The organism is Streptomyces sp. NBC_01571 (assembly GCF_026339875.1).
GTDB lineage: Bacteria > Actinomycetota > Actinomycetes > Streptomycetales > Streptomycetaceae > Streptomyces.
Window position 1 is genome coordinate 9,507,897 of the sequence record NZ_JAPEPZ010000001.1, and the last position, 12,990, is coordinate 9,520,886.

The 12,990-nt window shown below is 71.1% G+C and carries 12 protein-coding genes and 1 pseudogene; 7 read left to right on the forward strand and 6 right to left on the reverse strand.

All coding sequences use genetic code 11. The features are described 5' to 3' along the window. Positions 1 to 10: 10 nt before the first annotated feature. Entirely contained in the window at positions 11 to 1,387 is a 1,377-nt protein-coding gene (locus OHB41_RS42445; RefSeq protein ID WP_266705355.1) for a S1 family peptidase, read from the reverse strand. Between the two features lie 275 nt (positions 1,388 to 1,662). On the opposite strand from OHB41_RS42445, the gene OHB41_RS42450 reads away from it, so the two are divergent. Beyond that, complete coding sequence (locus OHB41_RS42450; RefSeq protein ID WP_266706546.1) at positions 1,663 to 2,319, forward strand: type 1 glutamine amidotransferase domain-containing protein; 657 nt, start codon at positions 1,663 to 1,665, stop codon at positions 2,317 to 2,319. A gap of 101 nt (positions 2,320 to 2,420) precedes the next feature. Here OHB41_RS42450 and OHB41_RS42455 read toward each other — a convergent pair whose 3' ends face one another. Continuing rightward, the gene (locus tag OHB41_RS42455; RefSeq protein WP_266705357.1) at positions 2,421 to 3,767 is read right to left on the reverse strand and encodes an NAD(P)/FAD-dependent oxidoreductase; all 1,347 of its coding nucleotides are present in this window, start codon (positions 3,765 to 3,767) and stop codon (positions 2,421 to 2,423) included. A gap of 224 nt (positions 3,768 to 3,991) precedes the next feature. On the opposite strand from OHB41_RS42455, the gene OHB41_RS42460 reads away from it, so the two are divergent. The 4 genes from OHB41_RS42460 to OHB41_RS42475 all read left to right on the forward strand — a co-directional run bounded on the left by OHB41_RS42460 (position 3,992) and on the right by OHB41_RS42475 (position 7,059). Next, entirely contained in the window at positions 3,992 to 4,627 is a 636-nt protein-coding gene (locus OHB41_RS42460; RefSeq protein ID WP_266705359.1) for an HAD family acid phosphatase, read from the forward strand. Between the two features lie 24 nt (positions 4,628 to 4,651). After that, a complete protein-coding gene (locus OHB41_RS42465; RefSeq protein ID WP_266705361.1) occupies positions 4,652 to 5,038 on the forward strand; it encodes a PPOX class F420-dependent oxidoreductase in 387 nt (128 codons plus the stop codon). 169 nt (positions 5,039 to 5,207) lie between these two features. After that, positions 5,208 to 5,606, forward strand: a complete 399-nt coding sequence (locus OHB41_RS42470; protein ID WP_266706547.1) for a hypothetical protein — start codon at positions 5,208 to 5,210, stop codon at positions 5,604 to 5,606. 133 nt (positions 5,607 to 5,739) lie between these two features. Continuing rightward, complete coding sequence (locus OHB41_RS42475) at positions 5,740 to 7,059, forward strand: MFS transporter (protein ID WP_266705363.1); 1,320 nt, start codon at positions 5,740 to 5,742, stop codon at positions 7,057 to 7,059. Positions 7,060 to 7,282: 223 nt separating this feature from the next. Here the strand turns inward: OHB41_RS42475 and OHB41_RS42480 are convergent, their stop codons facing one another. After that, positions 7,283 to 7,909, reverse strand: a complete 627-nt coding sequence (locus OHB41_RS42480) for an ATP-binding protein (protein ID WP_266705365.1) — start codon at positions 7,907 to 7,909, stop codon at positions 7,283 to 7,285. Between the two features lie 12 nt (positions 7,910 to 7,921). Here OHB41_RS42480 and OHB41_RS42485 point away from each other — a divergent pair. Then, positions 7,922 to 8,602 (forward strand): annotated as a pseudogene (locus OHB41_RS42485) (pectate lyase); the annotation flags it as partial. A 66-nt stretch (positions 8,603 to 8,668) separates the two neighbouring features. Here the strand turns inward: OHB41_RS42485 and OHB41_RS42490 are convergent. The 3 genes from OHB41_RS42490 to OHB41_RS42500 form a co-directional block, all read right to left on the reverse strand. Next, positions 8,669 to 9,058 carry a Zn-ribbon domain-containing OB-fold protein gene (locus tag OHB41_RS42490; RefSeq protein WP_266706549.1) on the reverse strand — a complete coding sequence of 130 codons (390 nt, stop codon included), beginning with the start codon at positions 9,056 to 9,058 and terminating at the stop codon, positions 8,669 to 8,671. 361 nt (positions 9,059 to 9,419) lie between these two features. Further along, positions 9,420 to 10,088, reverse strand: coding sequence for a TetR family transcriptional regulator (locus tag OHB41_RS42495; protein WP_266706550.1), 669 nt, complete (start codon positions 10,086 to 10,088; stop codon positions 9,420 to 9,422). A gap of 607 nt (positions 10,089 to 10,695) precedes the next feature. Continuing rightward, entirely contained in the window at positions 10,696 to 12,156 is a 1,461-nt protein-coding gene (locus OHB41_RS42500) for an MFS transporter (RefSeq protein ID WP_266705367.1), read from the reverse strand. A gap of 233 nt (positions 12,157 to 12,389) precedes the next feature. Between OHB41_RS42500 and OHB41_RS42505 the strand changes: the two genes are divergently transcribed. After that, the gene (locus OHB41_RS42505) at positions 12,390 to 12,884 is read left to right on the forward strand and encodes a MarR family winged helix-turn-helix transcriptional regulator (protein ID WP_266706551.1); all 495 of its coding nucleotides are present in this window, start codon (positions 12,390 to 12,392) and stop codon (positions 12,882 to 12,884) included. Positions 12,885 to 12,990 lie beyond the last annotated feature (106 nt).

Sequence of the window (12,990 nt, forward strand, 5' to 3'; positions counted from 1 at the left end):
CGCCCCTGCCTCAGCCCCAACTCTGCGAGTACTGCCGCCGATAGCGATTGCGGTCCTGCTCCGTACGGATGTACCGCGTGGCGACCAGCGCGATGATGCTGCCGGCGATGACCAGCAGCCCCGGACCGATGTTCTGCGGGTCGGTCAGCCGGTCGAGGAGCGACACCGAGTCGCCGGACCCCACCGCCTGGACCGAACCCGGAGCAACGGAGCCCGGCGCGACGGCGGTTCCCCGCGAGGCCGCCGGTGCGGGGGAGTTCTGGGCGGTGGCACCGGACGCCCCCCGGGCGCCCGGCCCGGTCAGCTTCACCGCGAGCGCGGTCATCGCCTTGGTGATCGGCTGGAAGAACGTCGTACCGCCCGAGGTGCAGTCCCCGTTGCCGCCCGACGTCACACCGAGCGCGATGCCCTCGGAGAACAACGGCCCCCCGCTGTCGCCCGGTTCGGCGCACACATCGGTCTCGATCAGACCGGTCACCGTGCCCTCGGGGTAGTTGACCGTCGCGTTGAGCCCCTTCACCCGCCCGTCGTGGAGCCCGCTCGTGCTGCCGCTGCGAAAGACACGTTGCCCGACGGTCGCGTCTGCGGCCCCGAGGATCTGAACCCCTTTGCCGCCCCCGATCGCGACGACGTTGTTGCCCGTGTCGTTCTCGCCGTTGTTGTACTGGATGAGAGAGAAGTCGTTGCCGGGGAACGCCGTGGTGATCGTCTGCCCCAGCTGTTTGGTGCCCTGGTTGTCGGCGAACCAGACGGAACCGGCCGGCCCGCAGTGTCCGGCCGTGAGGATGAACTCGTTCTTCCCGTTGGTCACGTTGAAGCCGGCCGAGCAGCGCCCGCCGGTCGAGAACATCGGCTGCGCTCCGTTCAACCGGGTGGTGAAGGTGCCCTGGGTGCGCTCCATGCGGACCGAACTCCCCATGCTCCCGGCCAGCTTCGTCATCCGCGACCAGTCGGAGGCGGAGACGCTGCTGTCGGCCCGCACCACCACCTCGTTGTCGACGTAGTCCATCGCCCAGGCGGTGCCGGCCACCCGCGGCGCCGACTTGAGCGCCTGCGTCACGGACTTCAGCTCCTGCATGCTGTGCCGCACGACCTTGGGACGGGCACCCGCTCTCTCCACCTCGGCCGCCGCGGTCGAGTCGGTCACCGCGACCACGGGACGGCCGTCGTCGGCGATCCAACTGCCCGCCGTACGTGCGGTACCCAGGCGCGACACCAGGCCGGCGCCCTTGTCCGCGGCGAGCCGCGCGGCACTCTCCGGCGCACGCGACGAGGCGGACGGCTCGCTCGCCATGGCGTGCGTCACCATCAGCCCACCGCAGAGGAGCCCGCCGACGGCCGCGAATCGCGCCCCCCGTCGGAAGATCCGTCGTCGTGCGTGCCTCATGCATGGGCTCCCGAAGCCGTACGGCGCGGTGTCACCACCGCCGGGACCCCGGTCGTGGGCCCTCCTTCCATACGTGCGTCCGCGCCACCGCGTTCACCGCCGGCCGGGTCCACGGTTCACATCGTGTGTCCCGCCCCGTCCACCACGGCGACTTCGGGAGTTCGCCGACCGCCCGGCCGGCCTCGTAGTGACCCCCACGCAGCACGAGTTCAACGGCCGCGACCGCCCCGGCGGAGACCGTCCGGGCCTGCCATGACGCATCCATGCGTGTGCTGATGCCGGTCCCCGACCGCGATGCAGACGTCACCGAAGTGGCCGTACCCTGGCGGATCCTCACTGACGCGGGGCACGAAGTCGTTCTCGCCACCGAGCGGGCGGCCAGCCGCCCGGCGGCCGACCCGCGGCTGCTCACGGGCGTGCTCCTCGGACAGCTGGGCGCCGCGGAGGAGCCTCGGCGTTACTACCAACAGCTCACCGAGGCAGCGGAGTTCACCGCAACCGTGTCCTGGGAGGACGTGGCCGTCGACGACTTCGACGGTCTGCTCCTGCCGGGCGGACACGCGCCGGGCATGCGGCAGTATCTCGGCTCCGCCGCGCTCCAGCGGCAGGTCGTTTCTGGGCCCTGGGGCGGCCCGTCGGAGCGATCTGCCACGGTGTCCTCGTGCTCGCCCGGCGCCTCGGCCGTTACTACCGGACCTATCCCGCCTACGTCGAGGACGAGGTCAAGGCGGCCCTCGGCGACCCGGGTGCGCAGTTCTCCCGCGGCCCTCGCAGCCTCACCCGCCGCGGCACCGCCACCGACGACACCCACGCGTTCGTCGTCCAGGACGGTCCCTACCTCTCGGCCCCTGGCCGGGCGACGCCTACCTCTTCGCCCGCCGCTTCCTCGCCCTCCTGGACGGCACCACCGAACACTGAGGGCTGCCGCGTGAAGCCCGCCGGGCGGCCGGCGCGCACGGTGGAGCACCCTCGGGCGCCGCACCGCACCGCGCGCCGGCCGCGCCGCCGAACGCCGCCCGCCCGGCCGGGTGCCCTATCCGCCCGCGCGGGCGGCCACCGCCTCGGGGCTCAGATACGTGTCGGTGTGCTCGAAGTCCCGCAGGGTTCCCTTGCGTCCGGCGAGGAAGCCCGTGCGGACGAAGTCGTCGCCCGCGACCGCGTTGAGGAGCCAGTTGGCGCTCGTACGGAACCTGGCCGTGCCCGTGCGCAGCGCGTACAGGTGGTATCCACGGGCCACGACCTGCGCGGGCACGCCCTTGAGGTCGATGCCGAGAGGCTTCGACACCGCGTCGTGTCCACCGAGGTCGACCACCAGGCCGAGATCCTTGTGCCGGTACGACGTGGTCGGCTGCCCGTGCAGCAGCGCCGTCAGGTTCTTCGCGGCGTGCCGGCCCTGCCGGGCTGCGTGCTGCGCGGTGGGCGCACAGTAGGAGCCGTCCCCCTTGGCGAGGTCGGGCACGGCGGCCGCGTCGCCCAGCGCGAACACCCCGTCCATGCCCGGCACCGTGAAGTCCGGCGCGGTCAGGATCCGGCCGCGTACGGTCTCGGCGCCCAGCGAGTCGACCAGTGGGCTGGCCGCGACACCGGCCGTCCACACCAGCGTCCGTGACGGCAGCACCCGGCCGTCCGTCAGGGTGACCGTGTCCTCGGTGACCGAGGACACGGACGTCTTCAGCGAGATCTGCACCCCGCGCTTGCTGAGCATGCGCAGTGCGCTCGCTCCGAGCTTGTCGCCGAGCTCCGGCAGCAGCTTGGGGGCGACGTCGAGCAGATGCCACTGGATGAGGCGGGGATCGAGGCGCGGGTGGTAGCGCTTCGACGCGGCGGTGGTCAGGCGCTGCAGACAGGCCGCGGTCTCGGTGCCGGCGTACCCGCCGCCGACGACCACGAACTGCAGCCGCGTCGCCCGCTCGGCCTCGTCCGACGTGGCCGCCGCCAGGTCGAGTTGGGCGATGACGTGGTCGCGCAGGTACACGGCCTGGGCGAGCGTCTTCATGCCGCGTGCCTCGTCGAGCAGTCCGGGAATGTCGAAGGTGCGGGTCACACTGCCAGGAGTGAGCACCAGGTAGTCGTAGGACAGGTCGACGAGTTCGCCGGTGATCTTGCGGACGACGCACACCTTGGACCGGGGATCGACGCCGGCGACCGTACCGGGGACCAGCTCCGTGCGGCGCAGGATCCGGCGCAGCGAGGGTGCCACGGACTGTGGGGTGACGACTCCGGAGGCGACCTGTGGCAGTAGTGGCAGGTAGAGCTGGTAGTCGGTGGGGCTGACCAGGGTGATCCGGGCGGCGCCCGGTCCGAGCGTGCGCTCGAGGCCCCGAGCGCACTCGACTCCGGCGAAGCCTCCGCCGACGATCACGATGTTCGGTGCGTCCATCCGTGATGCCTCTCTCCGTGTGCCGACACCGTGTCCGCCGCCCGCGAGCCAAGGCTCACACGGGTCGTCCCGGTCTGCCACCGCTGGGCTGCGGGGAGGACGGCCACGGAATTCTCTACCGATCAGTAATTTCGTCTTCCCCTTTCGTCCATCCTTAGGCACGATCATCGGTCGCGGCGATGGTCGAGGCTCCCTCGCCGCTCCGACGGGAAAAGGGGACGGGTATGACTGGACGCGGTGTGGGTCGCCGGATCGGCGCGCTCTCGGCGGTCGTCGCGCTGGGCATCGGAGGGACGGTCACCGTCGCGGGGTCCGCCGCCGCGGCCCCGGCGCGGACGACGGTCGCCGCGACGCAGGCTGCCGACGTCGACTACGCCACCTGGCAGCAGGACGTCCGGGCGGTGCTCGACCAGGCGGTGCCCTACGTCCAGCAGCGCACCGCGAACGCGGCCGGGCAGAAGCTGGCCCTCGTCTTCGACATCGACAACACGTCGCTGGAGACGGACTTCCACCCCTGGTACCAGCTGCCCACGCCGGCCGTGGCGCCGTCGCTCGACCTCGCCCGTTACGCGCGCTCACGCGGCGTCGACATCTTCTTCATCAGCGCGCGTCCGGGCATCATCGCCAGCGAGACGAAGTGGAACCTGACGTCGGTCGGCTATCCGGTCTCCGGTCTCTACACGCGTGACCTGCCCGACCTGTTCGACGAGGTCAGCGCCTACAAGACCGGCAAGCGGGCGCAGATCGAGTCCCTGGGCTACACCATCATCGCCAATATCGGCAACAACGACTCCGACCTCGTCGGGGGCCACGCCGAGCGCACCTTCAAGCTGCCCGACTACGACGGGCAACTGTCCTGAGCCCCGATTGCCTAGACTCCCCGCATGGACGAGACAAGGCTCGACACGCTCGGTTCGGGCAAGTTCCTTCTCATCACGAGCTACCGGAAGAACGGTACGGGCGTCCCGACGCCCGTGTGGGTGGTCCGGGACGGTGACGCACTCGGTGCCTGGACCGGCGCGAACTCCTGGAAGGTGAAGCGGATCCGCAACCGGCCGGACGTTCTCGTGGGCCCCTGCGACGTACGCGGCAACCCGACCGGTGAACAGGTTCCCGCCACGGCGGAGATCCTTGATCAGACCGCGACGGCGCGCTACCGAGGGCTGGTCGCCCGCAAGTACGGCATTCTCGGCCGTCTCACTCTCTTCGGCAGCCGGCTGCGCCGGGGCCGGGAGGGCACGGTCGGAGTACGCATCTCCCTGACCCCGTGAGGGTGGGACGTGGGCCCGGGCGGCGCCGGGCCCACGTCCGCGGCGTCGTCCCGCGTGGTGCGGCCCCGGAGCCGGGCACGGGGGCGGCAGGCCCGTACGCTCAAGTGCCGTGTGTCCGCCGTGCACGCCGGGGCGATCGGCACCTCCCGTGTCGGTGCACTGCGGCATGATGACCGCCGTGAACTCCGAAGAACTGACAGACGTCTGGCAGCGGCTTCTGGCCGACCCTCAAAAGTCGTGGGTGCTGTTCGAGCACGGCACGTGTGTCGTGCTGACCGCTCCGGACGGAGAGCTCGCCGAACAGGCCACCGAGATCCTGAAGGAGTTCGGCCCGTCGCACGCCGGTTCTCCGGCAGGAGACTTCGGCGTGATCGATCTCAAGGACGCCGACGGATGGGTCGTCACCGGGCACCACAACGACGTCCTCACCTATGTCGGCCCCGCCGAGCCTCACGACCCGTCGCACCTCGCTGTCGGGGTGTTCGGACGTGCCAAGCGCCATCGGGACGGCACGGAACTCCACGTCGTCCACGTCGAGGACAGGCGAGGCTCGACGGACCCGGCGTGAATACCCCGCTTCACCGTCCGTGGGCCGCCGGGGCGTATCGGCTCCAGGGTCCGCGCTTCGGTGACCACGCTGCTGGTCGTTGGCGTTCCTGTCGGGGTAACGGAGGGCCTTCGCGACGACGGAGGCGGCTGGGGTGGGATCTGTGACGGAAGTGGCGAAGGATTTTCAGGAAGCCGAGCCGGTGTCGGAGCCGGACGGTCCGGGCCTGTGGCGTCAGCGGGATTTCCTGCTGCTGTGGAGCGGGCAGACGGCCAGTGAGATGGGCTCGGCGGTCACCCAGATCGCGCTGCCGCTGCTCGCGGTCGTCGCGCTCGACGCGAGCACGCTCGAGGTCGGGCTCCTGACCGCCGCCGCCACGGCGGCGTTCGCGCTGATCGCGCTGCCCGCGGGGGCGCTGGTGGACGGCGGTGCCAAACGTTCCGTCATGATCGTCTGCGATGTTCTCCGCCTGGTGATCGTGGGTTCGGTCCCGGTGGCGGCGGCGTTCGGCGTTCTGACGATGGCTCAGCTGTACGTGGTCGCGGCGGCCGCGGGTGTATGCACGGTGTTCTTCGACGTCTCCTACCAGAGTTATGTGCCGTCGCTGATCCGCACCGAGGATCTGATGGCCGCCAACGGCAAGCTCGGGACGACCCAGGCGTTCGCGCAGCTTGGGGGCCCGGGTCTCGGCGGTGGCCTGGTCGGGGCGTTCGGCGCGGCGGGGGCGATGACGGCCGACGCCGTCTCGTACGCGATCTCGGTGCTGTCGATCCTCGGGATCAGGAAGCGGGAGGAGCCGCCGCCGGCCCGGACGGCGGACGAGCCGTTGCGGCGCCGGATCACCGAGGGGCTGAGGTTCGTCTTCGGGCACCCGATCCTGCGGAGGGTCGTGGCGTGCACGGGCACCGCGAACCTGTTCTCCGGGATGAGTTCGGCGCTGGTGATGGTCTTCCTCGTCCGGGTGCTGCACGTGCGCCCCGCGCTGACCGGGCTGATCGTGGCGGGCGCGGCCGTCGGCGGGATGGCCGGGGGCGTGTTCGCCGGCCGGCTCGCCAAGAGGATCGGCTCGGCGCGGATCATCTGGGTGTCGTCGCTGGTCCTCAGCGCGCCGCAGGTCATCGCGGCGGCGGCCTGGCAGGGCTGGGGAGTGCTGCTGTTCCCGCTGGGCTGGGGCATCGCGTACTTCGCCGGGATGGTCTACAACGTCGCGCAGCTCAGCTACCGGCAGTCCGTGACGCCGCCGGAGCTGCTGGGCCGGATGAACGCGGCCGTCCGCTGGATCGTGTGGGGCACGTTGCCGTTCGGGGGCATCCTCGGCGGGGTGCTCGGCTCGCTGATCGGCGTACGTCCCACACTCTGGGTGGCGTTCATCGGCACCTGGGCCGCGGGCTGGTTCGTGTACTTCTCCCCGCTCCGCCATATGCGGGATGTTCCCCGACCCGTGCCTGTGCCGGGTCCCGATGTCCCGAGCTGACAGGGAGCGCGGGGCCGTCGCGCCGCCCGGCGCGACCCGACGGCGTGACCCGCCAGGTGGTTCCCGGAGGCCAAGGCTTCCGCCCACTTCCTTCGGCGACTCGACCGAGGTCCTGGCCGACGGGCCGTCAACCGGGCCGGCCAGGGGCGGGCCGGCCAGGGGCGGACCGGTCGGGGGAGGACCGGTCCGCCGCCGTCGGCCCCGTCCGCGGCCCCGACCGGCCTCAGCCCTCGCGCCGGTCGTCGAGGCGGAGCGTCAGGCCGGGCCAGTGCTCGGCCCACCGCGCCAGGTCGCCCGCGGTCAACGACCATCGTGCGCGCAGGACTCCGTCCGGCAGGAAGCGGACGCAGGTCCCCGTGGTCCCGTCGGTCTCGACGGGGTCCAGACCGGTCACCGGGACGCCGTGTTCATAGCGTCGGCTCCAGGATCCGTTGAGACGGCGGTTGGTATGAATCAGCCACTCGCTGAGCGCCGCGACGACGGACATGCCGCGACGCGGATGCTCGTCCGGAAGCCGTTCCGCCTCCGGGAGGTCGAAGAACCGAAGGTCCTTCGTGGCCATGACCGGCTTCTTCACCACCTGGCCGTGCTCGTCGACGCGTGTGTCGGTGCCCCGTCCGTCGTCCTTCACCGACACGGAGCCGTCGGCATGCAGCGTGACGACACAGCGTCCGCCGCCCCCACTCGCCGCCTCGTCGGCGGCATAGGCGACGACCTCGAGAACAAGGTGTCCTGGCCCGCCCGGCGCGAACTCCGTGGACCGCTCGCGGATTCCACGGAGATGGTCCACGTCCACGGAACCGGCCCAGTCGTGCGTGGTGTTGACCCAAGAAGCCCTTGATCCATCCATCCGGCAAGTATCGAGAACGCACCGATCGGCTTCGGCGCCGGCACCTCCGGCGGCGGAAGTGCCTCCGCCGTCACCGTCACCACCCTGGACGCCTTCGAGACGGCCGTCACGGGCAGCACGGCCAAGGTCGTACGCGTCAGCGGACTGATCTCGCTCGGCGGACAGGTCGACGTCGGCTCCAACACCACGGTCCTGGGCGTCGGTTCGTCGTCCGGGTTCACCGGCGGTGGGCTGCGCCTGAAGAAGGTGACCAATGTCGTCGTCCGCAACCTGGACATCAGCAAGCCGGTCGCGCCGTCCGGCGGCGTCACCGTCCAGGCGTCGACGAAGGTGTGGATCGACCACAACTCCTTCTCGGCTGACCGCGACCACGACAAGGACTACTACGACGGGCTGCTGGACATCACCAAGCTGGTGCGCAGTTGCGGCAACTGCTCCACGCAGTACAAGCGCACGATCGTGGTCAGTGACGTGGACGTGACCGCGTCCGGCAAGCCCGTCGTCGGCATCAACCAGAACTACGGTGACACCGCGACACTGACCAAGGTCCGCATCCACGGCGACAGCAGCAAGAAGATCAAGCCGTGCGTGCGCTACCAGGGCAACAGCACGGGCGCCGAGCCGACCGGGACCGGCAGCGGCGCCGACCGCACGTACTGCCGCTACGCGGGCTCCGACATCACGTACAGCTGACTCGCGAGGGCGGCTGAACGGGCCTGCTCCGCACGGCGGTTCGTTCGGCCGCCCGGGTACGGGGTGTCAGCTCCGGCTCCGGTAGGGCCCGTCGACGAGCTGGAACACCGGCTGGCTGCGCACCGGGTCCTGGGCCGTGGTGAGTTGGACCCGGTCTCCGCTGTGCACGTCGGTGGCCGGTCCCGTGACCCTGCCCCGGACGGTGAAGCCCTCGGCCATCTCGACGAGGGAGACGTTGCGGGCGGCCGGGGTGTTGCGGTGGACGACGGTGGCATGACGGACGACACCGGTCCCCGTGCTCGCCTCCGTCCGCAGGTCGCTGCCGGCGCAGACCGGACACAGGAGGCGCTGGTACATCGCGCTGCCGCACCAGCGGCAGCGCTGGAAGAGGAGGGCGTCCGCGGCCGAGGTCCCGTGCGACGCGGAGTCGGTGCCGAGGACGGCGGCACCCGGCATGGTGCCCTCGGGTCCGGTGTCGAGCACGTCCGTCGAGGGCCGCGGACCCGGATGAAGGGCGATTCCTGGGTGGTGCACGATGTCATCTCCCTGCGCTCGGCCGGAGTCGAAGGTGCCCGGATCGCCGCGCACGAGCCACAGGTTATGGCACTCAGTGCCACCCGTAAAGGCACTCGGTACCCTCAGGTGGAAACGGGCATTCCTCGGCCGCGCCCGATCGGTCCCGTTCGGACGGTTCCGTCCAGGCAGTTCCGTCCGGACAGCCCCGCGCCGGCGGTCCCTGTCCCGACTGTTCGGCTCGGCCCGTCCGGCCGGTCGGCCCCGCCGGCCCGGTCCGATCACTCCCGTGCGGCCGGTCCGCTCAGTCCCGTCCGAGCGTGGACTCGATCTCTCGCACCACGCGCCACAGGGGCGCCCCGCGCCGGGAGATGACGACGACCACGTCCTCCTGCTCCTCGGCCGGAGCGCCGGCGGGAGGGGTACCGAACACGGCCTGCACGTGTCCGAGCGCGTGGTTCACGGCGGTGTCCGCGTCGCCCTGCCCGGCCGAACGCAGCCATGAGCGCAGCGCGTTGTTGTGCGCGGCGACCACGGCCGCGGCGATCACGTCGGCCCGCAGGGCGCCGTCGGGCCGGCCGTCGAAGCGCCCGCGCAGATACTCCGCGAGGGCACGCTCGTAGCGCCAGACCACCGACAACTCGTAGGCGCGCAGACCGGGCACCTTCTTGGTGAGGCGGTAGCGCTGTACGGAGAAGGTCGGGTTCTCGGCGTACATGCGCAGCACGAGCCGGGCCGCGTCGCAGACCCGTCGCACCGGCTCGTCCTCGTCGGTGCCGTCGGCGAGGAAGGCGGTCATGTCGGCCAGACAGCGCTCGTGGTCCGGGAAGACCACGTCCTCCTTGGACGGGAAGTAGCGGAAGAAGGACCGCCTGCCGACCCCGGCTAGTGCCACGATGTCGTCGACCGTGGTCTGCTCGTAGCCCCGCTCGGGGAACAGCCGGAAAGCCGCCGCGACCAGCGCGTCCCGCATGGGGGGCTTCGCCGTCGTCGTGTCGGCGGTGTCGCTGCGCCGGGGTCCCTCGCTCATGGACGGGAACCTAGCATCGCGCGGACGTGATGGCACTCGGTGCACAGACCTGGGGAACCGGGTGCCCTCCCGTGGGGAAGGTGCCATGTGCGCTCCGGACCCGAAGGTGCGTCGGTCGCGGGATCGACCGGCTGTGCCTGGCGCCGCCGCGACCCGGTGCGTCCTTCGCCGGAGGGTGCCGGGGTGCCTGGCGCGCCGCGCAGGAATGACGTGTTCCTGATGCGGTCGGCCACGCCGTCGGTGTCCGGGTCGACCACGCCGCCGGCTCCCACGCCGAACGGCGGTGGGCCGACCCCGCCCGGCGACCTCGCGGAGACCGGTGGCGGGACACGCTGCCGATCGCCGCCGGCGCCGCCGCTCTCCTCGCGGCCGGTGGAGCGATCACCGTGATCACCCGCCGTCGGCGCCCGGCGCGCACCGCATCCCGACCCCGGCGTCGTCGCACCGCGGTGACGCGTCGACGGGCCCTGGTATTCATCAAGTGCGTGCATACCGGGGCCCGTTGCGCTGTGCCGGAGCGGCGCGCGCCCGGCGCATCCGCCCGGGTGGCTCAGGCCTCGACCGCCAGGTGCTGCTCGGGGGCGCCGGCCGTGGCCGCGTTGTCGCCGCGGTCCGTGACGGCGCGGACGGCCGGGATGGCGGCCGCGATCACCGCCGCGACGACGGCGACGCCGCCGCCGATGATCAAGCTGGTGCGGAAGCCGTCCTCGGAGGCGAAGGTGTAGCCGCCCAGCGTGGTGGTCATCTGGGCGAGGACGACTCCGATCACGGCGGCGCCGACGGACGTGCCGAGGGAGCGCATGAGCGTGTTGAAGCCGTTGGCGGCGGCGGTCTCGGAGAGCGGCACCGAGCTCATGATCAGGGCGGGCATCGCTCCGTAGGCGAGGCCCACACCGCTGTTGACCACGATGCCGACGAGCATCAGGCCCCAGGCGGTGCCCATCAGGGTCAGGGCCAGGCCGTAGCCGGCGGCGATGACCAGTACGCCGGAGATCAGTGTGAACTTCGGTCCACGGGCGTCGGTGAGCTTTCCGCCGAGCGGGGAGACGATCATCATCATGATGCCGCCGGGCGCCATCCACAGGCCGGCGGCGAGCATCGACTGCCCCAGGCCGTAGCCCGTGGCCTCGGGGAACTGCAGCAGCTGCGGCATGACCAGCATGCTGGCGTACATCGCGCAGCCGACGAAGACCGAGGCGAGGTTGGTGAGCAGCACCCGCGGCCGGGCGGTGGTGCGCAGGTCGACCAGGGGGTCGCGGGTCCGCAGCTCCCACACCCCCCAGCCGAGCAGCACCACGACGGCGGCGACGAACAGCCCGACGGTGGTGGCCGAGCCCCAGCCCCAGTCGGCGCCCTTGGAGACCGCGAGCAGCAGGCAGACGAGTCCGGCGCCGAGACCGAGTGCGCCGGGCAGGTCGAAGCGCTGCCCCTTGGCGCCGGCGGGGATGTCGGGGATCAGGAACCAGACGAGCGTCGCCACCACCGCGGCCATGACGGCCGCGCCCCAGAAGAGCACCCGCCAGTTCGCGTACTGGGCGACAGCCGCGGCGATGGGCAGGCCGAGGCCACCGCCGATGCCCATGGAGGCGCTGACCAGCGCGATCGAGGAGCTCAGCTTCTCCTTGGGGACCACGTCACGCAGGAGGGCGATGCCGAGCGGGACCATGCCCATGCCCATGCCCTGGAGACCGCGTCCGAGGATCATGGGGACGACCGAGGAGGACAGCGCACACACCACCGAGCCCACGATCAGCGGTACCGAGCAGGCGAGGAGCATCCTGCGCTTGCCCAGGAGGTCGCCCAGGCGTCCCGAGACCGGCACGAACACGGCGGCCACCAGGAGGGTGGCGGTGATCACCCAGGCCGCGTTCGACGAGGTGGTGTCCAAGAGCTGCGGCAACTCCGCGATCAGCGGCGTCACCAGGGTCTGCATGATCGCTGCCGTGATGCCTGCGAAGGCCAGGGTGGCGACCACGCCGCCCGAGCGGCTTGATGCCTGGGTGGCATCCATAGAGGGCTCCTCGTACTTGTCTGCGGTAGCTGTATGCGGAGGGACGGTATGCATCATACATTGGACATGTATTACACACATTGAATGTAGGCTGCATATCTGCGTGAGACGGTGCGACGGAGGGTCGAGGCGGCGTGCGAGGCCGGCGCGCCGGACCGACGGGAGTGCCGGACCGACGGGAGTGCCGGACCGACGGGAGCGTCGGACCGATGAGAGAGGAAGGCGGCGGGCACATGGTCAGGTCCACGCGCGACGTCGAGTACGAGCAGATGCTGCTCAGCCGCCACGCGCTCGTGCGGCACAGGAGGACCCGGCGCGAGGGCGGACTGGAACGCAGCGCCTACATCCTGCTGAGCCGTATCGGCGTCCAGGGGCCCATGTCCATCAGCGAGTTGAGCGACGCCTTCGGGCTCGACGCCTCCACGCTCAACAGACAGACCCGCGCGGCCGTGCGCTCCGGCCTCGTGGCCCGCATCCCCGACCCCGACGGCGGGATGGCCCGCAAGTTCCGCCTCACGGAGACGGGCGCACGCCTGCTGAACGAGGAGCGCGCCCGCAACGTCGAGAGCCTGGACCGGGTGATGGCCGCCTGGTCGGACGGCGACATCGCCGGATTCGCCGCCTACCTCCAACGCTTCAACACCGACATCGAAAGACTGGGCGGCCGTCCCTGGCCGCGCCCTGAGGCTCCGTCGAATCCGTTCGACAGCGAGCGCCGCGCCGGATGACGACCATGCGATGACAAAAGCATCTCACCATCCGATGAATGGCTTATTCCGTGCATACATGGACATGACATCGGCACGCGACGGTCGGTGAACACCGCGGGGGCGG

Excerpts from the sequence above, each read along its gene's own strand:
- OHB41_RS42445 (WP_266705355.1), bottom strand. The coding sequence starts at position 1,387 with ATGAGGCACGCACGACGACGGATCTTCCGACGGGGGGCGCGATTCGCG.
- OHB41_RS42450 (WP_266706546.1), top strand. The coding sequence starts at position 1,663 with ATGCCGGTCCCCGACCGCGATGCAGACGTCACCGAAGTGGCCGTACCC.
- OHB41_RS42455 (WP_266705357.1), bottom strand. The coding sequence starts at position 3,767 with ATGGACGCACCGAACATCGTGATCGTCGGCGGAGGCTTCGCCGGAGTC.
- OHB41_RS42460 (WP_266705359.1), top strand. The coding sequence starts at position 3,992 with ATGACTGGACGCGGTGTGGGTCGCCGGATCGGCGCGCTCTCGGCGGTC.
- OHB41_RS42465 (WP_266705361.1), top strand. The coding sequence starts at position 4,652 with ATGGACGAGACAAGGCTCGACACGCTCGGTTCGGGCAAGTTCCTTCTC.
- OHB41_RS42470 (WP_266706547.1), top strand. The coding sequence starts at position 5,208 with ATGACCGCCGTGAACTCCGAAGAACTGACAGACGTCTGGCAGCGGCTT.
- OHB41_RS42480 (WP_266705365.1), bottom strand. The coding sequence starts at position 7,909 with ATGGATGGATCAAGGGCTTCTTGGGTCAACACCACGCACGACTGGGCC.
- OHB41_RS42490 (WP_266706549.1), bottom strand. The coding sequence starts at position 9,058 with ATGCCGGGTGCCGCCGTCCTCGGCACCGACTCCGCGTCGCACGGGACC.
- OHB41_RS42495 (WP_266706550.1), bottom strand. The coding sequence starts at position 10,088 with ATGCGGGACGCGCTGGTCGCGGCGGCTTTCCGGCTGTTCCCCGAGCGG.
- OHB41_RS42500 (WP_266705367.1), bottom strand. The coding sequence starts at position 12,156 with ATGGATGCCACCCAGGCATCAAGCCGCTCGGGCGGCGTGGTCGCCACC.
- OHB41_RS42505 (WP_266706551.1), top strand. The coding sequence starts at position 12,390 with ATGGTCAGGTCCACGCGCGACGTCGAGTACGAGCAGATGCTGCTCAGC.